Source organism: Vibrio sp. J2-3(2022), from assembly GCF_021725735.1.
Lineage (GTDB): Bacteria > Pseudomonadota > Gammaproteobacteria > Enterobacterales > Vibrionaceae > Vibrio > Vibrio diabolicus.
In genome coordinates, this window is the sequence record NZ_JAKKCK010000001.1 from 938,795 (window position 1) to 959,049 (window position 20,255).

The following is a 20,255-nucleotide window of genomic DNA, read 5'->3' on the forward strand; positions in this document are numbered from 1 at the left end:
AACTGAAGTGACTGAAAGTTTTAGAAAAATCAAGTCTCACAACAAAAATCTTTTACTAGCTAAGTCGCACTATAAAGACTAGAATCTGATTTAGTTCATATGGAATAAAATCCATATGATTGATACCGTAATTGACATATAGAGTGCCGTCCCATGTTTGTGAGGCGGCCTTTTATTTGGGAGTCATAAAATGTCAGAAAACAATTCTATCTACATTTCAAGCTTAGATATGAACCGAATCACGGCTTTGTTGGATAAAATGCCAAACATCGCGGCGGAGCTTGTTGAGCTAGAAGCAGAGCTAGACCGTGCGACGGTTCTTGAGCCAGAACAAATGCCAGATAATGTGGTCACGATGAACTCAACTGTAGAGTTTAAATTTGCAGGTGAAGATAGAACCATGACAAAGACACTGGTTTACCCATCTGAGCTGAAAAGCAGTGATGATATTTCCATTTTTGCGCCCGTAGGCAGCGCACTGATCGGTTTGTCTGTTGGTCAAAAACTTGAATGGCCAATGCCAAATAATCAAGTGAAGACAATTGAAATTGTCGATATCACCTACCAGCCTGAGCGTTGTGGTGCACTAAACCGCTAACCCTCAGTAGTCCCGGTGCAAAGGCCTCATTTATGACTTTGCACCAGGAGAGCCCCTCGCTTATCCCCTATTTCCTTCTTTGTTTTTCCAAGCATTTACTTTGCTGCTCTTAAGTAACATCACCGATTCTTTATTATTTACCGCATATTCAATACCTATATCTCCAAGCTCAATCATAGAAATTGCAAAGTATTTTTCGTATATTGTCGCTCCGAAAACGACGTAAATTATGCGCAAAATGGAAGAATATCTAACTCGAATTGCCTGCTTAGAAAAAGAAAATGAAGAGCTGAAGCGGAAGAATGCGCGACTACAAGAAAAGTTGAATGCTGCACTCGACAGTAATGGACTGTGTTTGTGGGAGCAGCATATTCCTTCAGGTACTTTGACGATATTCAATATGCAGTGGGGCAAAATGCTAGGTTATCAGCCCCATGAGTTAACCGCGACGGTTGAAACGTGGAAAAACAATCTCCACCCTGAAGATTATGATCTTGCGGTGGGTGCATTTGAAGATCACCTAGCTGGCAAAACCGACCTTTATGAGGTAGTTCATCGCATGATTCATAAAGACGGCAGTGATAGTTGGGTCTACGATCGAGGGCGCATCGTCGAGTATGGTTCTGATGGCGAACCACTACGCATGATGGGCACTCATATCGATATTACAAAAGAAAAGCGATATGAGCAGCAACTGGCTAAGTTAGCTTCGAGTGATCCATTGACCGGACTGTTAAATAGAAAAGCAATTGAGGAAAACTTTAATCATCAACCTCAAACCAAGCCGTCTCAGCAGTCTGCCTTAGTGTTTGTTGATATAGATAATTTTAAAGCAGTTAACGACCAGCTAGGCCATCATACTGGTGATACTCTCCTCATTAATATCGCCAATAGCTTAACAGAGCTTGCGCCAAGCAAGTCTCAAGTCGGACGCATAGGAGGAGATGAGTTTGTCGTTTTAAGCTCTTATTCAAATCAAGAAGAAATATCTCAACTTTGTGATCGACTCTTAAGTTCCATCATTCCTGCGATAAATCAGGACTTAAATAAAGTAACGATTGGAATGAGCATCGGTGTTTGTCTATTTGATAAAGGAAAACAACAGTTTAATGAAGTTTATCAAAAAGCCGATCATGCAATGTATGAGATAAAGAAAAATGGCAAAAATGGCGTTGCCTATATCCAGGTATAATAAGTCTCTTGTTTTTTGAAATTAATATTTCTTTAATTTGACAATTTTCTCTATGGGATTGATAGCGTCTTATTTTTAATAAGTCATTTATATAGGAAACAAAAGAAATAACAAACAATTAAGAGTGTTGCATACTACACGGTGTAATATTATTACTGTCTTTGTAACTGCTTTTGTTGCATACAATATTATTTCTTATTATTTTTATAAAAACCACCAGTAAAAAGTAGTTAAACATTATAATTCATAAACTTATAAAAACCGAAATGCATGGTTGAATTTTAACCACCCCTTCTGCTAATATCTCGCCTCGTGTTTAAAAGTAATAAACACACACAAATATAAAACAAACTTTATAAAACATAATGCACACTTGATAATTACTGGTTCTATTTGGATAGAGCTCGGTATTTATTTTATTTAAAACATTATGAATTTGTAATTTCATTTAATATCAAAATATTAAGTAGGTATATAAATTGAAGAAGGTCATCCTCCCTCAATTGGGCTTTGTTGCGTCAAATTTACGCTTGCTAGCTCTAGGCTTTGTAACCCTCGTGTCAGCATATTCTTTTTCATCAGAGGCTTATGCTGAGCAAGTGGCTAGTGGTGAACAAAAAACATTAGTTGTACTCGTCAATTTCCAAGAAAACCCTCAAGAGATCCCGATCTCTAAAGAAGACGCCCATCATGTTGTTTTTAATACCGTTAGCGACTTCTATTCGCAAATGTCCCAGGGGCAACTTTGGCTATCTGGTGATGTTGCTGGAACATTCACCTTACCGATATCAAACCAAATTTGCGATGATGATGCTGTAGCATCGGAAGCCAACAAAATGGCTGAAACTGCGGGATATCAACTATCAAACTATGACCGTTTTATCTACTTAACAACCAAAACTGGATGTGCATCAGAAGGCTCTGGTAGTCAAGGAGTAACTCCCTCTAGAGCGTCAATAAATGCGGTTTTCGAGCCTCGAGTTATCGCCCATGAATTAGGACATAATTTTGGATTGCATCACGCTTCCGCACTCGACTGTAAAGACGGTACGTTAGCTGGTGATTGCCGTGTCATAGAGTACGGTGATAGCTACGATACAATGGGTAACTACGACATGGGTTACTTTAGCGCCTTCCAATTGGAAAACTTAGGGTGGCAGACCTCCCCTGCTCAAATCATTTCTAGTGATGGTGTTTACTCTATTGATGCCTATGAAGACTTTGAAAGTACTTCATCAAAAGTTTTAAAGATCCCAAGAGGTACCGATCCAATTACAGGTCAGCGCCAATGGTTTTACGTTGAATATCGACAAGCTCTTGGCTACGACAGCTTTTTACGTGACCGTTCGTACATCGTATACCGCCAAGATGTGACAGAAGGTGTGGTTGTGCGCCTAGCGACAGACGGTGATCTTAAAAGTAGCCGCTTGCTACACATGAAGCCTGACTCCACTTTCAAACAATTATTTGGGAGTAATGACTGGGAAGACCCTGCTCTTCCAATTGGTGGAACGTTCACCGATCCAAAAACAGGCGTGTCGATTACTTTGGAAAGTGCTAATGGTCAAAACGCACAGGTCAGTGTCATATTTGGTGGTGAATCCGGGCAATGCGTTGCGACATCGCCTCTACTCTCTCTAACCCCACTATCAGGTTCTGATGCTAATGCCGGAGAAACGTTAGCGTATAATCTTAAAGTGACGAACCAGAACAATACAGAATGTGCAGACGCGACTTATACAACGGCTTTAAGCGTTCCTGACGGATGGAATTATGACGCAAGCGCCTTGACGGTTCCTTCCGGCATGAGTGCAGAAACGACGGTCATGGTTACGTCAAACAGCGATGCTCAGCCGAACTCTTACAGCATAACCGTTGACGTTATAGATGCTGAAAATGAACAATCAGCCAAAACCGAGCTATCTTACACAGTGTTGTCTGAGTCGACGTCACCACTTGAAGCGGTGAATGATAGCGTAACGATCAGTGATAAATCCGTCGTTCGCATCGAGCAGTTAAATAATGACTCGTTTGAACAATCGACCTCTCTTGCCATTACGGTCGCTAAGCCAAACAAAGGCAGCGCCCGTGTACTGAGCGATGGCTCCATTGAATACACACCTTCGAAGAAGTTTAAGAATAATGATTCATTTACTTATACGATCAGTGACGGTCAATCTTCTTCAACCGCGACGATTAGCATCACCTTACAATTGACTTCTGGTGGGAATGGTGGTGGAAACGGTAAAGGGAAACCGAACTAAATCACGCAATTCATATGAAAAAGCCTGGAGAATACTCCAGGCTTTTTATTCACAAGACGTCAATTAGTTGCTTGGTGCAGGACAAATATCACAGTCTGCAGAAGCTTCATTCGTCGCTTGAGTATTATCGATTTTCAAGAAACCAACCGCTGTCACAGTATCACGGAAAGATTGTGTTTCTGCATTGCTAAATGCCGTTGGGATATAACTACCAGTATAAGACTGACATTGATCCGAAGCGAGTTCGATATTATCCACTACTGTCACGTCATCAGAAGCATCCTCAGGCGTACCTGAGTCATCCACAACAGAAACATTCACTAAAGTAAGTCCAGGCGTTGTGTTACATACCATTCCCGAGAAGCTCACTTCAGCAATGATACCATTTTCAGTAAGCTTGAAGCCGCTTTCACATGATTTCGTTACACTAATCATTGGAGACAAGCTCAATGACTCACATGGATCACTTGCGGTATCAGTAATGGTCGCTTGGCCACCCGGAGTCGCAGCTGCTGTGACTTTCACCGTATTAGTTAAACCATTGCTTGTACTTTCAAAACTGCCGCTGTATGAAGCACTGTCACCTGAAGCAATGGCACCTAAGCTATGTGTAGTACCTGCTTCTAAATCCTCTACAACAACATCGTAGAGCGTACCGACACCATCATTAATCACGTCGCCGCTGTATGAGTAAACGTAACCATCTTCTGTATCATTCACGACCGCTTGATTACATGTTTTGGTGATATCAACACTACACAACTCAAAGTCACCAACCACGAAGTCTTTCAACTGAGCGGTAATACTGCTTGATGCTCTTGTTTCGGCTGCAAATGAGCTAAAACAGGTGTCTGTTTGTAGAAGTTCAGTAAGGTTTACACCACCTTCAAAGAAGGTTTCTGGAGGGAAGACATTTTCGACACCACTTTTTGGCGTATACGCCCATGGTGCAGGTGAGTCAGTTGTATTGGTGGAAGCACACACATCTTGCGCGCCTGGTGAACACAGTGCATTTGTCTTAACTTTCAAACGTAAGTTTGTCGCAGCACACTGACCATCTTGTGGATTATTGTTATCAGCTTTCGCACAAGTTGTGTCCCATTCAAGAACCAAAATTTCTGGCCCCTCATTTGCCCCTTGCAAATAATTCACCTGAATCAAAAGGTCGCCAGCAATATGTTGACCAGTGAATGTACCGTCTGGGTTTGTACTGACTGAGTCTTGATAAAACCAAAAACCTAAGAAGGCATCACCGCTGTTACCAAAACGGTCTGCACCAAAGGTGAGTACAAGGTCATTATTAATGTTGTATGCCGCTGCATACGCATGAAGAATGTCCCCTTTATCAAGTACCGTACCAGTCTTCCAACCAAGTTCCGGTATGTCTTTGATGTCTTTATTACCACCAGTAAATATTGTATCCGGTGTTGCCGTGTCATTCTCAAAGCTAAATACTAATGCTCCACCACTGTTTGGCGGCGTTGACCAGTCATCTGGAGCACCTACTCCAGAGTCATCTATTGCATTAGCATTTGCTTCTAACTCAAATACGCCATCTGTTGGTGTTGCAAATGCAGAGCTACCTATTAGCAAGCTTGTAAATATTGCATAAAGAAAGCTCTTCATCGTATGCCAGATACCTGACTTACAAGAATTCATAACCTACTCCTTAGAACGCTTCTAAAGCTAGACGAAGGTCCCTATGTCATTAATTGCCTTTTAAGAAAGAGTGAAAGCGAGATACAACTTTCGTTTCGAGCTCGTATAACGCATAGAGCATGCCACTACTTAACGTTATGATTTTATTAAACTAAATATTTTCAACAGCGAAGAGAATGAACAGAGTGTTCAATTTTAAAGAAAGAGAAAGAAAACAAAAGAGACAAAAAAACCTACGATAACAAAGATATATACGTGTTCTAGGATAATGTTACAGATTGACACTTTATTGTTTACACCTGTGACAGATGCGCAAAAGCGACGGTATTGAAACTGTCCACTATGAATATGAAATAGACGCTTACTCACCTACTCCCAATAATGTGAAGGTGATGTGTAACACCTGTTTGCATAGTGTTACATCCTTTACACATCTAATTGAATACTCATTTAACTAAAACATATTCAGTCGTTTAGCGAATAAGTTTTAGCTCAACCATTTATGAAAATATAAACAAACTGTTCACCCCTCTGTACAAAAATAAAAAATAATCAACAAATACAAAAGGTTAAATGTGGAACACTCTATGCTAGTCAACTGGCGCAGTTTAACTCTGTGAGAAAACTATCACGTATGTGGGCTCAAGGACGTAGCGAGCCCACTTACACAAGGAGGTTTTATGAAAACCATATTTAACTCTTGGTGGGGCAATAAGAGTTACCGTTGTTCCACTTTATGTAGCCAGAATATACTTACAGCGATCAATATCAGCAGCATGTTTAAGCTGTTTACTTGGGTCATAGCGGTTAGCTTAGTGCTGAGCTCTCAAATTGTTTACGCATCCGCTGGCGACCCTTCAAGCCGAGGCGTGCAACCAATATTTGTTGAAGGGAATAACACCTGTCAACAATTACTTCCAGGGATCGATGGTTTGATAGAATACAAGCTTGAGCCAGTTACAGACGGCACTTTCGGTGATGGCATGCTTGAAGTGGATATTGATCAGCAACCTGGGGCAAAAACCTTCAGTTGGGATCAAGGTGATAGCCCTGTGATTATGCAAGCTATCTTCGTAAAAGGTGGTCCTGACGGAAACCTATATAACTACTTTACAGATGGATTATTGTATCAAGATGATGCCTTACTACATGCACCTGTGGGTAACAATGGTAGATACTATGGCTTAAGTCATATTTCATTCTGTTACACACCAGGCGTACCAGACATTAAAATCACTAAAACTTGTACATTTGGTGATGTTGTCAATGGTAACACTTTGAAATACAACTATAAACTCACTGTAGAAAACACCGGTGACTTTGCATTGTATGATGTTGTGGCAACAGACACTACAGCCGTTGACAACGATATGGCTGCCGGTGACCATGTGTTCAATTTAGCGATGCTCGCCGTCGGACAAACGCAAGAGTTTAATGGTTCGTTTATTATTGACCAAAACGGTATCACTAACTACGCAGAAGTAAGCGCAGCACTTGAAACTGGTGGTGGTGTTGCGGTTTCTGACAACGCAGATTGGGAATGCCCAAGCCAAAACATCCCTGGTTCATTGTCTCTAGAGAAAGACTGTAGTGTCGTCGTCGTGAATCGATTTGAAGATACTGGTATTAATGAATACGGTCTTCAAGTCAATTACAGTGGTAGTGTATGTAATACCTCCAATGTCACCATTGACGGCATTGTCGTAATCGACAACAAAGACTCGAATCCAATCCAGGTTGGTATGCTTGCGCCTGCTGAGTGTTACGACTTTACTGGTAACTACGAGCCAATCCCAGGAGATGGTGAAGGCCTTCCATTACCGGGGGAAGAAGTCAGAGCGTTTACAGATACTGTGGATGCGAGTGGTGAAACTATCTTCGGTAATGTTGTCGTAGAAGCGATAACAGCGTCTGCAGAATGTACGCTATGTCCAACTTGTCCAGAGCCTGTTAGCTGCCCTGAATAAGGTCTACTTACAACTTAATAAAACAACGCCTGACGTTAACTCGTCAGGCGTTTTCTTTCGAACTATATCGTTCTATTTATTCTTACCTTTCCCATTGTTACCAGAGTTGCCAGAATCTCCACCAGATGAAGACTCTAACTTCACTGAGACCTGAGCGGTCGAGCTGCTTTGACCATCACCTATGGTATAGGTAAAGCTGTCGTTATTTTTGAATTTCTTCTCAGGTGTGTAACGCAGGGTGCCATCTGATAACAGCTCTAGTCGCCCCTTGCTTGGTCTAGTAAAAGAAACCACGCTTGCAGAGTTTTGCTCTCCAACAACATCGTTTGCCATCACATCGATAGTCACCGACTGTTTCGAAGACATAGTCACCTGATCATCAACAGCAACGAGCTCTGGTGATGGTGAGATTTCAGTGGTTACAGAGTAATTCACGGATGCTGCGGTTTGCAGACTTGAGTCCTCTCCGTGCGTCACGATCATCTTCAAAGCATAGTCTTTATCACTAGCGTCAACCGAAGATACGACTGATATCATTACTTGTCCGGTTTCACCTGCTGCTAGCGTGATTGCATTGCTGCTTGCTTTCCAACCAATTGGCACTGACGCGTTCACAGAAAAACTGCTCGCTGAACAATCTGCACTATCTTTGTTAGTAATAGTGACCTGATATTGAACCTCATCGCCGGCTGCAACCGAGTTGTTTGTTGCAGCTTTCGCAGTTACTGATGGAGCATTAACAGTACAAGTCCCGATATTACCGTTGTCAGAGCCGTCAAAGACAACGCTTACTTCGGCGATGCCGTTCGCTGCACTCACCAAACTCAATGTTACACCTGAGTCTGGGTCAGTATAGCTACCACCGACCGGCATAGATGGGTCAAACCAGTCATTTCGGCCAAAAACCGCACGATATTCAGAATCAGTTTTAAAGTGAAGCAGATTACTGCTGCGCCCATCGCCTTCTACAGCGCTTCGAATGATGATGCCATCCGTAACGTCCCCACGATAGAACGAGTAAGAACGAGCATCTAAAAAGTCGTCAAACCCAATAGACTGGCGGTATTCAATGTAAAACCATTTTTTTGCACCTGTAGAAGGATCAGTACCACGAGGTACTTTTATCGTAACTGGCTGATCACTAGTCGTCTCGTAATTCGCGATGGAGTAAGTACCATTTTGAGTAACTTCCAGTGTCTTTGAGGCGTGCTCTCCCTCTAGCCATCCTAGTCGCTCGCGCTGGAAAGTATTCAAATAGCCGATGTCTGGACCACCCATTACATCATAGGTATCACCGTATTCACGCAACGTACAGTTGTCTGAAAGCGTATGCTCGCCACAATCAAGAGCACGAGAGTGATGCAAACCAAAGTTATGTCCAAGCTCATGAGCGATATTCATCGGAGAAAAATCACCATTGATGTGCGCGCGTGAAGGCATGCCATCAATAGTTGCCGATCCAGCGACACCACATGCCGTTTTTGTCATCAAGTAAACAATACGATCGTACTCTTCAAGCTTCACTCCCGCAGCGATGGCTTCTTGATCCGCTGCATCTTGAACAGCGGTAAAATCACAAACCTGATTAGACAACGGCAAATTAAACCAACCTACGACTTTCCCAGACAGCCACATTTGATCAAAAGAGCTTTCACGGTAGAAGTCATTCACTGTGCCAAAGATTAGATTATTTGCCTCTGACAAAGTTAATGGCTGCTCATTTGGGTTTTCTTTGAAGTTCAGCAGGATAACCAATGTATTTTGCTGTCCCGTCGTACTTCCTGCTGCACTGGCGTAATGGATGCTCTGTAAACAAGCGAATATTACTAATAAAAATGACAACCCTTTATTTAGGATTGTTCTATTTATTTTAATATTTTTTATCACTGCTTCACCTAATTTTAAATTAATAACTAGTTCACCTTCCCGCCAATATAAGCAGAAATGGTAGGGTAAAATGATATAAATTTTAGGCAATAAAATGCCCTAGCCTATAAAGCCAAATATGTTCCTATATACATCAACATGGTTATAAAAGGATAACCACCAAAAATATAAGAGCCGGAATCATAGCAAAGCAACCGGTCAAAATTCAACCAGAGTGATAAGTAATTTAGGTTAAGTTTGTGTAATAATAAATTTGTCCATTTTTGTCAGTTACTTAAAATAACCTTATGATTGTTTTATATGAACAAACTTTGTATTCAACAATGACTTTAATAAATCACTTGCACTACAGCCAATTTAAATCATTAAAAATCAAACAAGTAGAAATTGAACTAAAACAACCTCAATTTCATCGCATGAAATTATAACCTTTAAATTCATTAACTTAATAACGAGTCATTCGAATAATATACCTCAACAACTCTTGAGTAATATTATCCATCTTTAATTGTTAAATTTACGTTAAATTAAAGTGGTGAAAAGTTTTTTGCTCACCTAGTTTTATACTCGATTAAAAGACAGACTGAGTGATACAGTGCAATATCAACTAGAGACATATAGAGAAACAAGCAGGATATATGTGCAACTTTATTTTCAGTATTGAACTAAAATCACGTGACAATATGACGCTATAGATAGCAATTCAGGAAAACCAGTTAAAGAATGATTAACTGATAATTGAGGTTGGTATTTGTACAAAAATTAATTATTCAATTAAAAAGTGTGTATTAGAATAGTTTGACAATACCAGATAGTAAAAAACCGGCACTAGGCCGGTTTTTAGAAATAGTGGAGGCGCCTCCCGGAGTCGAACCGAGGTCCACGGATTTGCAATCCGCTGCATAGCCACTCTGCCAAGGCGCCTTTCTGATTTTGTATCTCTGATACCAAAGATTTTGATGGTGCCCCGGGCCGGACTTGAACCGGCACAGCGCGAACGCCGAGGGATTTTAAATCCCTTGTGTCTACCAATTCCACCACCAGGGCAACGCAATCATGCGATGGGTTAGACACCATCTGTCTCAGCGGCCTTTGCCGTGAGAACGAGGCGTACTTTAACGGATTAATTTATCTGGTCAACAAAAAATTAGTCTTTTTTATTCAAATGGTTAAAAAGCCAACTCAAACGAACAAAGGGCGATCATTTTGCTCACAAGAACATCAGCTTGTTTTGCTCTCGTTTACTTTGCTTCATCACTTCATATCAACGAGGAATCGACAAGTCGCACAAATTGACAGTATGGGTATACACTTAACTCGTACCGCAGGGGATAAATAAGCGCTCATCATGTTTCGAAAGTCATCATTTCAATTACCGCTACACACTGATTCCGAACTCGACTTCGTAGTGCCCCACTTCTTACTTACTGAATTTGATTATGCACGCTCTCTGGAACAGGGGATCGTCCATGACTTGGCCCCTGAATACACACACCAGTATCGCGTCACACTAAGGCGCATACGCTCACTATGCGTACTACTTCGCGAACTGATACCTCCTTTTGAACTGCGTATTTTGAAACCTCATTTAAAAATAATGATGAAGAAAACAAATAGGCTGCGTGATTTGGACGTATTTATCTTGGACAAAAGCCAATACATTGAAATGCTCCCAAGCCATAAATCCTCTCTTGAGCAGCTTTTGGGCTTTATAGAATCCGAACGTGCTTACGAACAGGCAAAAGTTGCGCGTTGGCTAGCGACAAAAGAATACACAACGCACTGCACTTTGATCAGGAATAGTCTGCTGCGAAGTACAAAGCACGTACGAGTGGATAACAACGTACCTTCGTTACTCTTCGCAAACCAAAAAGTCTCCGAACAATTTAAAAAGGTCGACAAAGCACGGCGCAAGATCTCGGACAAAAGTCGTGACAGCGTGATCCACTCAATGAGGATAAAGTGCAAAGCGCTGCGTTATTTGTTAGAAGGGTTTTCCGCACTCTACCCTTCCCCACAGCACAAAAACAACGTGAAACAATTAAAACTATTACAAGACAAGCTCGGTGATTTTAACGACACTTCAAGTCAAATTGAATTTTTCACTCGGCTCAAAGAGGCAGTAAACCTCAATAAACAAGATCGTAAGACCCTGAAAAAGCTGCTTAACGTGCTTAGTGAACATCACGATACTTCGCGCCAGACCATCTTAACGCACTTAGATCAATTTGAGGCTTTCATCCACGATACCAACACACAAAGTCTCTACCAGCACTAACCTAGGTTCACGTATTTTTAATATTCATTAATTACAGTCAGTCGTTAGGCTCCATAAAGAAAGATAACGTGAAACCATTAAAACGATACCAATATGAGCGCTATGCCGTACTCTGTAATCTCGCCTATCCTCGCGTCTTCAGACAAACTCAATACGGATTCGATCCTAATGGGCAACGAGTCATTAGAAATGAACACGGTAAGATTATGATTCGCGTGCTCTGGAGTAAAAAACAGAGTGAAGTGGTCGTAGTGATTAAAGGCTCACACAGTATCAGTGATTGGTTGTTAAACTTCGCGATGTGGACGAGAAGCTGTCGAAGGTTGGGACTGAATTACCGCATTCACGCGGGTTTCTATCATCTGCTGTTTCAAGAAAGTTTACCGAGCCGAAATGAAGATCGGTTGGGGTTGACCGTGATCGAGCGCCTCGAAGGTATCGTTGTACCGCTCATTCTTAGGGGAAAAAGAATCACCATTACTGGTCACTCTTCAGGTGGCGCGATTGGCAGTGTTTTTGCCGATTATATAGAGAAAAAATACCCAAAGAGCATTAAACGCGTTGTGACTTTCGGTCAGCCCGCAGTTGGAGATTGGGCCTTTAAAAAACGCTACCGTTTGGGGCACAAAACTTACCGGATTTGTTGCGACATCGACATCGTGACATTCATGCCGCCAGTGCCTTTTCTCTATTGGCATGTAGGCAAAATGCTATGGTTGTATAACGGGAAAATATACGAGAATACGCCAACGTTCATTCGACTTGGCCGTTCTCTATTTAGTTGGTTAATGCGACCATTCTCTTATCACTTTATGAGTAAATACATCCGCGATAAAGACTTCTTTGACGAACGCTGAGTTAAGTACCCTAAAACTATGATGTACAGGCACTAAAAAGCCGGACTTAGCCGGCTTTACGTTTTTGTAGTGAATTACAGAGAGGCAATTTCTTTTTCAAGTTGATATTTGCTATCTGTGACTATGCGCTCTAACACTTCAACGCGTCGCTTCAAGTCACCAATTTGCTTGTTAAGGTTATCTTGTTCTTCTTGGCTCATCGTATTACGTTCAGATATCTCCAAGGCTCTTACTTCTTTACGATGATTCAAAATTAACTTAATTATCCCGCCCCCAAATATGGCACCGAACACAATAGCCACAACCAATACATCAGCAATAGATTCCATTCTTCATCTTCCTCTAGATAATGCTCAAATATAAGTTACTCATTTGTTATATGAATATCAAATAACGTATTGATTCACTGCAAAGTTTCATCAAAATTTGCCTGTTCTGTATCAAAATCACAAGAATAGATTACTCAACGCTAACCCAAACCGAGACAGATCCACCATTTACAGGGAACTCAGCCCACCCGTTCGCATCTGTCCAAATGTCTTCAGTTCGGGTGCCCAACTTGTCGACATAGCGTGTACTTGGCTTGCCCGTATACATCCACTTCGAGCCACCTGGTCCATCGCTCATGATCACTGCCATTGAATGTGGATGTTCTGCATCGCCCTCGCGAGTCCAGCCAATTACATCCCAATGGTCGAGATATGAATGTTGTTTACCATACGCATAGTCTTTACGCAGTGTTACGAGCTCTTCGATGTAAGGCACTTTGACCATATTGATGTCATGCCCTTTATCACTGTACTGCGAGCCGTAGTAATCTGCATAAAACACAGATGGATAACCTTCTTCACGCAATAAGATAAACGCGTAAGCGAGCGGCTTAAACCACCAATCAACCGTCGACTCCAACGCCTGCAAAGGTTGAGTATCATGGTTTTCTACTAAGGTTACCGCTTTGACTGGATTGTCCTTCATCAGCGTACCATCCATGATTTGACGCATATCGTAGCTACCACCCGATTTAGACGCATTGTAGAAGTTCATATGTAACGGTGCGTCGAATAGAGACATGCTGCCAGAAGTTTTGGTGATAAAGTTATGCAGCTGATTCACATCGTAGTTCCAGTACTCTCCGACCGTGAATAGTTCTTTCCCTGTTTTCCAACGTAGGTGATCAATCCATTCTTGAAGATATTGGTATTTGATGTGCTTCACCGCATCCATTCTAAAGCCATCAACACCAGTCATGTTGATGTACCACTCACCCCAATCTTTCAGTTCTTGTTTAACTTCAGGATGATCCATGTCTAAGTCAGCATACATAAGGTAGTCGTAATTCCCCTTTTCAGAACTGACTTCCCAATCCCATGCCTTACCTTCACCTTTGAATTTAAAAATGGCTTTTTCTTTACCTGCATCGTCCCAGTCCACGCCATCAAAATGGTACCAAGTCCAATGGAAGTTAGAGTACTTGTCGTTGCGTCCAGGGAAATCAAACTCCACCCACGCTTCAATCCATTTATCACCAAGTTCAATGTTGCGGTTGTTCCAATCTACCCGCTTAGTATCAACCCAAGATTTCCCATCTGCACCACCACGGTGGTTAAACACCACGTCACCATAAACCTGGATATTGTTATTGTGAGCGGCATTGATAGCGCTAAGATACTGATCTTTCGTGCCATATTTGGTGCGCACTGATCCTTTTTGATCAAACTCCCCCAAATCGTACATGTCATAAACGCCGTAGCCGACATCATTACTGCCACCCGCTCCTTTGTATGCAGGTGGTAGCCAGAGCGCTGTGAATCCGTTTTCTGCTAGCGTTGGAGCGTTATTTTCCACTTGAGTCCACAGTGTGCCATCGTTAGGCACATACCAATGGAAATACTGCATCATTGTGCCATTCTCAGCAGCCAATGCAGATGAACTTAGCAACAAGGTTAAAGGTAAAATAGTGCGTTTTAATTTAAATGTTTTCATTATTTTTCTCTCACGTTAAGGACTAAAATCCTCTTTTCTGCTCATACACACCAAGCATTGCCAACGGTCACGCTAGCCAAGTTGCTGCCTGTGATACAAAAAGTTCGGATTACAATCGAAGAGAAATTAGCACCAATCACCCTATACAATTATTGAGTTATTTAACATTTATAAAATCAATGACTAGCGCATTGAAAATATTGAATGGTGATCAAAACATGGGAGGAATTTAGGAAGCGTGAACGAGTATAGATTGATGGATTTAAAACGAAGAAAGCCAGTCATTTAAGACTGGCTTTCGAAATAGTGGAGGCGCCTCCCGGAGTCGAACCGAGGTCCACGGATTTGCAATCCGCTGCATAGCCACTCTGCCAAGGCGCCTTTCTGATTTTTATATCTCTGTTACCAAAGATTTTGATGGTGCCCCGGGCCGGACTTGAACCGGCACAGCGCGAACGCCGAGGGATTTTAAATCCCTTGTGTCTACCAATTCCACCACCAGGGCAACGCAATCATGCGATGGGTTAGACACCATCTGTCTCAGCGACCTTTGCCGTGAGAACGAGGCGTACTTTAACGGATTAATTTATCTGGTCAACAATAAATTTTATCTTTTTGATTTAAGTGCTTAAAAAGCGATCCAGACGGTACAATTGGCATTCAATTAGGCCAAGAAACACTCGTTAGCTTTCATCAACTCTAAGTCACACACATGTTGATGCCCATAACTGCTTAGCTTGTAAACGCCTGACTAACGCGGATCGTAGTCACCACTCTCTTCAGCTCTGTAACATCTGTAACAATTGGAGCCCCTACTCTTGGCACTGTTTCACACGCAATATCATATTTTGTTACCGATAACTTTGCATCGAATGTGGTCGTACCTTTATAAAATCATTGACATTTTTTATTTTCAAAAAAAGCTCAATTCATTATCGAAAATATCAATAAATAATGATAGCTTACACTCGTTGCAGTAATTTAATGGACATATATCACATATAAGGACGTGGTTTACTTTGGCGACACACCATAAGAAAAACAAGGTATATCACTAATGTCTATCAAGAATCTTTCTATAGCGAAAAAGATATCGCTATCGTTTTTACTCATTGCCATCGTCAACATTGCGTTTGGCGTATTTTTATCTACAGAGCTCAAAAGCATTAAATCTGAGCTTTTAAACTATACCGATGATACGCTTCCTGCTATGGAAAGAGTAGATTCGATCCGAGATCACTTGTCTCGCTGGCGCCGTGCTCAGTTTGCGACATACACTTATGAAGACGCAGACCAAATCAGAAACAAAATTGCCAGCAACATTCGCGAACGTGAAAAGATCAGCAAAGAGCTCGATTCTTACGGTGAAACGATTTGGCCTGGAGAAGAGCAACAAACTTACCAGCGCCTTATGCGTCAGTGGAAAAAGTACTTGGTCACTATGGATCAGTACAACGAAGCGATGCTAGCCAACGACAAAAGCAAGGCCCACCCTATTTTGGCGAACTCTTTACCTGCTTTCGAAGCGGTTGACTCTGAGCTCGGTGAACTGATCCGTCTACTTAAAAATGCTATGGACAGTAACAAAACTCATATTCTTTCTTCTGTAAATGGATTGAGTAACTCGTCAATTGCAAGCAACGTGATTATTCTGCTTATCATGGTAGGCATGACGTACGTGTTGACACGCCTTATTTGTGGCCCACTAAAACTTGTTGTCGAGCAAGCAAATGCCATCGCAACAGGTGACCTATCAAACGACATCGATCGTAAAGCCATCGGCAATGACGAGCTAGGTGAGCTGGCAGATGCGACCACTAAGATGCAAGATGACTTGCGCCAAGTTATCGACAACGTGATTGCTGCGGTCACACAGTTAAGCAGTGCAGTAGAAGAGATGAATCAAATCTCTGATATTTCTGCGTCTGGTATGAAAGATCAACAACTGCAAATCACACACATTGCTACGGCAATGACAGAAATGAAAGCAGCAGTAGCCGATGTTGCACGTAATACTGAAGATTCAGCGAACCAAGCTAACGAAGCAAACCGTCGTACACAACATGGTGTTCGTGAAACGCAAGGCATGGTTGACGCGATTCATGAAGTTTCAAACGTAATTGGTGCTGCCGGCGATACTGTGGCAGAGCTTGAACAGCAATCGAATAAAATTAACGTTATTGTTGATGTTATCCGTGACATTGCCGATCAAACCAACCTACTTGCGCTTAATGCAGCCATTGAAGCTGCGCGTGCTGGTGAGTCTGGTCGCGGTTTTGCCGTGGTTGCGGACGAGGTTCGAACGCTTGCAGGCCGTACGCAAGATTCAACCAGCGAAATTACGTCGATCATTGAACAGCTACAATCGCTTGCAAAAGACGCGAAATCTGCGACAGAACTTTCTAGAACCAGTATCTCAGAATGTGCAGAGCAAGGCATTCAATCAAAACAGCTGATGAGCGACATTGAACACTCGATTTCTGATATCTCAGACATGGGCACCCAAATCGCCACGGCTTGTAACCAGCAAGACTCTGTTGCAGAAGAGCTTAACCGCAGCATTGAAAACATACACTTGGCATCTCAAGAAGTATCACAGGGCTCAGAGCAAACCGCACAAGCTTGTCGTGAGCTAAGCCAGCTGTCAATTTCTCTTAAAGATGTAATGAGCCGCTTTAAACTGAGTTAAACTCAGTGGATACCTTAGTTGATATTGAATCAACCTCGATTTGCACAAATTGAGTGCAATCACTTAGGTATATTGAATCATGATCTTCAAAAACGCTCCAAAGCACTACTTGGAGCGTTTTACTTCGTCAGGTACTTTCCCCAAGTACTCAATAACATAACCAATACAAAAAACGCGTACGGAGACTTTATGCGCTTAAATAAAACCTTACTATCACTGACTATCGCTGCTGCAACCGTTGCTCCTGCGATGCAAGCTACTGCTGCCCCTCTTCAAATTAGCAACACTGTAGTAAAAGCAGAGCAAGTTCAAGGCGCTAACGCTTGGCTGGAAATAAACTTAGGTCAGTTCCGCGATAATATTGAGCAGTTCAAATCGCACATGGATGGCAAAACGAAAATCTGCGCCGTGATGAAAGCCGACGCATACGGTAATGGCATCGCAGGCCTGATGCCGACTATTATCGAACAACAAATTCCTTGCGTTGCCATTGCAAGTAACGCCGAAGCACAGACCGTTCGCGACAGTGGCTTTAAAGGTCAACTTATGCGTGTACGCTCGGCGGATATTGGCGAGATCGAAGCTGCAATCGACTTAAATATTGAAGAGCTGATTGGCACTGCAGAGAAAGCCAAAGCACTGTCTAAGCTAGCAGAGAAAGCGGATAAAGAAATCAAAGTTCACCTTGCTCTTAACGACGGTGGTATGGGACGTAATGGCGTTGATATGACGACAAAATCGGGCAAGCAAGAAGCGCTAGAAATCGCTCAACAAGCTGGCGTTAATATTGTTGGCATCATGACTCATTTCCCTAACTACAATGCAGACGAAGTTCGTCAAAAGTTATCTTCGTTCAAAAACAGCTCTGCATGGCTGATTAAAGAAGCGGGCCTAAAACGCGAAGATATTTTGCTGCACGTGGCAAACTCTTACACTGCACTTAATGTTCCTGAAGCACAGCTTGATATGGTTCGTCCTGGTGGCGTTTTATACGGTGATCTGCCAACCAACCCTGAGTACCCTTCTATCGTGTCTTTCAAAACACGCGTGGCATCCGTTCACCACCTGCCAAAAAATAGCACTGTCGGTTACGACAGCAGCTACAAAACGAGCAAAGAAAGCCTAATGGCGAACATTCCTGTTGGTTACTCTGATGGCTACCCACGAAAAATGGGCAATACGGCAGAAGTACTGATCAATGGCCAACGAGCAAAAGTTGCAGGTGTGGCTTCAATGAACACCACCATGGTTGATATTACAGGTATCAAAGATGTTGAGCCTGGTTCTGAAGTTGTACTGTTTGGCTCTCAGCAAGGCAAAACGATTTCGGCAGCAGAAATGGAAAAACATGCAGAGGTCATCTTCCCAGAACTATACACGGTTTGGGGTACTGCGAACCCTCGTGTCTACGTAAAATAAACCCTTTCAGTTATTCGTAACAGAACGAAAAAGCGAGCCTCGTGCTCGCTTTCCTACTTATATACTAATCTGTAACAATCCGTGCTCTTCTCAATTGAACAGAGTTTGCTATTTGCGTTGCGTTACTTTCCTTGAGCCCTGGCAAGTGACAAATCCTCTAACCCCTTCATCTGAAAATCGTTCAGGTATACTTGTTTTTTATATAGCACTTAGTGTTTGAAAGCCCTTTCAATTGATGTTAAACATGAAGTTTACAAAAGAATAACAAACGCATTCATATGGCACTGCCCTTTTTGCCTGCTGGCTAGGTATCTCTATGACAGAAAATACTCAACATCTTCAGCGTTCCTCATCTGAGTTGCACGAATTTACTCGGGTCGACGTGTGGAACGGTTTCACCCAACTTTTACCTCTGTCCATGTTTGTGGTCATATTTGGCCTCGCATTCGGTGTTGCCGCCGTACAAACTGGACTAGATGTATTTCCCACTATGTTGATGAGCACACTGGTCTTCGCCGGTGCTTCACAATTTGCCACGCTAGAAATGTGGGGAGCAGAAGTACCTCTGATTCCAGTGCTTATTACTGTATTTGCTATTAATGCTCGTCACCTCTTGATGGGCGCTACGCTTTATCCATGGTTACGACAACTCCCACCGACAAAACGTTACGGTGTAATGCTAGTAGCATCAGACGCGAACTGGGCAATGGCACTCAATGCATTTGGTAGAAAAGAACCAGGTTTTGGCTTGCTTGTTGGTGGCGGCTTAGCGATGTGGTCGTTTTGGATTGTTGGCACCTGGATCGGCATTTATTTTGGTAACGCAATCAAAGACCCGGTGGGCCTCGGGCTCGATATGGTTATGGGATGCTTCCTGCTGTCTATGGTGGTGGCAGGGCCGAAAGACTTAAGAATCTTTGCGATTTGGGCCACAGCAGCAGCCTCTTCTATGTTGGCGTACTGGTATTTACCAGAGAATAGCCACGTAGTGGTTGGCGCCATTACTGGTGGAGTCTTAGGTGCTTGTTGGAAGGAGAAAAAAGCATGAACATCGAAACGAGCGTAGGTGGCACACTGCTTATCATCATCGCTATGGCGTTAGTCACGCTCATAACCCGCTGGGGCGGAGTGTATGTTATGTCATTTATTCCAATTAGCGAGCGGGTTCAACGTTTCATCACTGCGATGTCAGGTTCCGTATTGGTTGCCCTTTTAGCCCCACTAGCGGTTGAGGGTGATTACGGTGCTAGAGCAGCACTTTTTTCTACTGCTGTCGTCATGTTCATCGTGAAAAAGCCTCTGCCCGCAATTGCAGCTGGCATCATCGCAGCCGCCGCGGTACGCGCTCTTTAACCGTTGTTTCAACGCCGATACCAGTCATCAATAAAAAGCCCCAAAACACGAAGCCCTGATGTCACGAGTGTCATCAGGGCTTGTCTTATGCTCATTATTTTAACGATGA

General features: G+C 42.5%; 14 protein-coding genes and 4 tRNA genes. 10 read left to right on the forward strand and 8 right to left on the reverse strand.

Annotated features, from left to right (window positions below):
• The first annotated feature begins 190 nt into the window (after window positions 1-190).
• The 3 genes from rnk to L3V27_RS04055 all read left to right on the forward strand — a co-directional run bounded on the left by rnk (window position 191) and on the right by L3V27_RS04055 (window position 4,054).
• Complete coding sequence (rnk, locus tag L3V27_RS04045) at window positions 191-598, forward strand: nucleoside diphosphate kinase regulator (RefSeq protein WP_005394604.1); 408 nt, start codon at window positions 191-193, stop codon at window positions 596-598.
• Between the two features lie 238 nt (window positions 599-836).
• Window positions 837-1,790, forward strand: coding sequence for a sensor domain-containing diguanylate cyclase (locus L3V27_RS04050; RefSeq protein ID WP_237311557.1), 954 nt, complete (start codon window positions 837-839; stop codon window positions 1,788-1,790).
• 479 nt (window positions 1,791-2,269) lie between these two features.
• Window positions 2,270-4,054: an Ig-like domain-containing protein gene (locus L3V27_RS04055; protein ID WP_237311076.1), complete on the forward strand. Its 1,785-nt coding sequence runs from the start codon at window positions 2,270-2,272 to the stop codon at window positions 4,052-4,054.
• A gap of 63 nt (window positions 4,055-4,117) precedes the next feature.
• Here L3V27_RS04055 and L3V27_RS04060 read toward each other — a convergent pair whose 3' ends face one another.
• On the reverse strand, window positions 4,118-5,713 hold the full coding sequence (locus L3V27_RS04060) for a DUF11 domain-containing protein (RefSeq protein WP_237311078.1): 1,596 nt from the start codon (window positions 5,711-5,713) through the stop codon (window positions 4,118-4,120).
• Window positions 5,714-6,393: 680 nt separating this feature from the next.
• Between L3V27_RS04060 and L3V27_RS04065 the strand changes: the two genes are divergently transcribed.
• Window positions 6,394-7,680, forward strand: coding sequence for a DUF11 domain-containing protein (locus L3V27_RS04065; RefSeq protein ID WP_237311080.1), 1,287 nt, complete (start codon window positions 6,394-6,396; stop codon window positions 7,678-7,680).
• A 72-nt stretch (window positions 7,681-7,752) separates the two neighbouring features.
• Here the strand turns inward: L3V27_RS04065 and L3V27_RS04070 are convergent, their stop codons facing one another.
• From L3V27_RS04070 to L3V27_RS04080, 3 genes are all read right to left on the reverse strand, one after another.
• The gene (locus L3V27_RS04070) at window positions 7,753-9,435 is read right to left on the reverse strand and encodes an Ig-like domain-containing protein (protein WP_170902689.1); all 1,683 of its coding nucleotides are present in this window, start codon (window positions 9,433-9,435) and stop codon (window positions 7,753-7,755) included.
• Window positions 9,436-10,417: 982 nt separating this feature from the next.
• Window positions 10,418-10,491: transfer RNA gene (locus tag L3V27_RS04075), tRNA-Cys, on the reverse strand.
• 36 nt (window positions 10,492-10,527) lie between these two features.
• A tRNA-Leu gene (locus tag L3V27_RS04080) sits at window positions 10,528-10,614 on the reverse strand.
• A gap of 301 nt (window positions 10,615-10,915) precedes the next feature.
• Here L3V27_RS04080 and L3V27_RS04085 point away from each other — a divergent pair.
• Window positions 10,916-11,845, forward strand: a complete 930-nt coding sequence (locus tag L3V27_RS04085) for a CHAD domain-containing protein (protein ID WP_237311081.1) — start codon at window positions 10,916-10,918, stop codon at window positions 11,843-11,845.
• Window positions 11,846-11,913: 68 nt separating this feature from the next.
• Window positions 11,914-12,702, forward strand: a complete 789-nt coding sequence (locus L3V27_RS04090) for a lipase (RefSeq protein ID WP_237311082.1) — start codon at window positions 11,914-11,916, stop codon at window positions 12,700-12,702.
• 74 nt (window positions 12,703-12,776) lie between these two features.
• On the opposite strand, the gene L3V27_RS04095 is transcribed toward L3V27_RS04090, so the two are convergent.
• From L3V27_RS04095 to L3V27_RS04110, 4 genes are all read right to left on the reverse strand, one after another.
• Window positions 12,777-13,031 carry a hypothetical protein gene (locus tag L3V27_RS04095; protein WP_012842214.1) on the reverse strand — a complete coding sequence of 85 codons (255 nt, stop codon included), beginning with the start codon at window positions 13,029-13,031 and terminating at the stop codon, window positions 12,777-12,779.
• Window positions 13,032-13,161: 130 nt separating this feature from the next.
• Entirely contained in the window at window positions 13,162-14,685 is a 1,524-nt protein-coding gene (gene amyS / locus L3V27_RS04100) for an alpha-amylase (RefSeq protein ID WP_237311083.1), read from the reverse strand.
• A 307-nt stretch (window positions 14,686-14,992) separates the two neighbouring features.
• A tRNA-Cys gene (locus tag L3V27_RS04105) sits at window positions 14,993-15,066 on the reverse strand.
• 37 nt (window positions 15,067-15,103) lie between these two features.
• Window positions 15,104-15,190: transfer RNA gene (locus tag L3V27_RS04110), tRNA-Leu, on the reverse strand.
• 552 nt (window positions 15,191-15,742) lie between these two features.
• Between L3V27_RS04110 and L3V27_RS04115 the strand changes: the two genes are divergently transcribed.
• From L3V27_RS04115 to L3V27_RS04130, 4 genes are all read left to right on the forward strand, one after another.
• Window positions 15,743-17,374, forward strand: coding sequence for a methyl-accepting chemotaxis protein (locus L3V27_RS04115; protein WP_012842212.1), 1,632 nt, complete (start codon window positions 15,743-15,745; stop codon window positions 17,372-17,374).
• A gap of 189 nt (window positions 17,375-17,563) precedes the next feature.
• A complete protein-coding gene (gene alr, locus L3V27_RS04120; RefSeq protein ID WP_237311084.1) occupies window positions 17,564-18,793 on the forward strand; it encodes an alanine racemase in 1,230 nt (409 codons plus the stop codon).
• A 316-nt stretch (window positions 18,794-19,109) separates the two neighbouring features.
• Entirely contained in the window at window positions 19,110-19,841 is a 732-nt protein-coding gene (locus L3V27_RS04125) for an AzlC family ABC transporter permease (RefSeq protein WP_012842210.1), read from the forward strand.
• The gene (locus L3V27_RS04130; protein WP_124007969.1) at window positions 19,838-20,146 is read left to right on the forward strand and encodes an AzlD domain-containing protein; all 309 of its coding nucleotides are present in this window, start codon (window positions 19,838-19,840) and stop codon (window positions 20,144-20,146) included. Before L3V27_RS04125 ends, L3V27_RS04130 begins: the two co-directional genes overlap by 4 nt.
• Window positions 20,147-20,255 lie beyond the last annotated feature (109 nt).

Bases quoted from the DNA above. Each gene is read 5' to 3' on its own strand.
- alr (WP_237311084.1), top strand. From the start codon at position 17,564: ATGCGCTTAAATAAAACCTTACTATCACTGACTATCGCTGCTGCAACC.
- L3V27_RS04065 (WP_237311080.1), top strand. From the start codon at position 6,394: ATGAAAACCATATTTAACTCTTGGTGGGGCAATAAGAGTTACCGTTGT.
- L3V27_RS04115 (WP_012842212.1), top strand. From the start codon at position 15,743: ATGTCTATCAAGAATCTTTCTATAGCGAAAAAGATATCGCTATCGTTT.
- L3V27_RS04125 (WP_012842210.1), top strand. From the start codon at position 19,110: ATGACAGAAAATACTCAACATCTTCAGCGTTCCTCATCTGAGTTGCAC.
- L3V27_RS04095 (WP_012842214.1), bottom strand. From the start codon at position 13,031: ATGGAATCTATTGCTGATGTATTGGTTGTGGCTATTGTGTTCGGTGCC.
- rnk (WP_005394604.1), top strand. From the start codon at position 191: ATGTCAGAAAACAATTCTATCTACATTTCAAGCTTAGATATGAACCGA.
- L3V27_RS04050 (WP_237311557.1), top strand. From the start codon at position 837: ATGGAAGAATATCTAACTCGAATTGCCTGCTTAGAAAAAGAAAATGAA.
- amyS (WP_237311083.1), bottom strand. From the start codon at position 14,685: ATGAAAACATTTAAATTAAAACGCACTATTTTACCTTTAACCTTGTTG.
- L3V27_RS04130 (WP_124007969.1), top strand. From the start codon at position 19,838: ATGAACATCGAAACGAGCGTAGGTGGCACACTGCTTATCATCATCGCT.
- L3V27_RS04085 (WP_237311081.1), top strand. From the start codon at position 10,916: ATGTTTCGAAAGTCATCATTTCAATTACCGCTACACACTGATTCCGAA.
- L3V27_RS04060 (WP_237311078.1), bottom strand. From the start codon at position 5,713: ATGAATTCTTGTAAGTCAGGTATCTGGCATACGATGAAGAGCTTTCTT.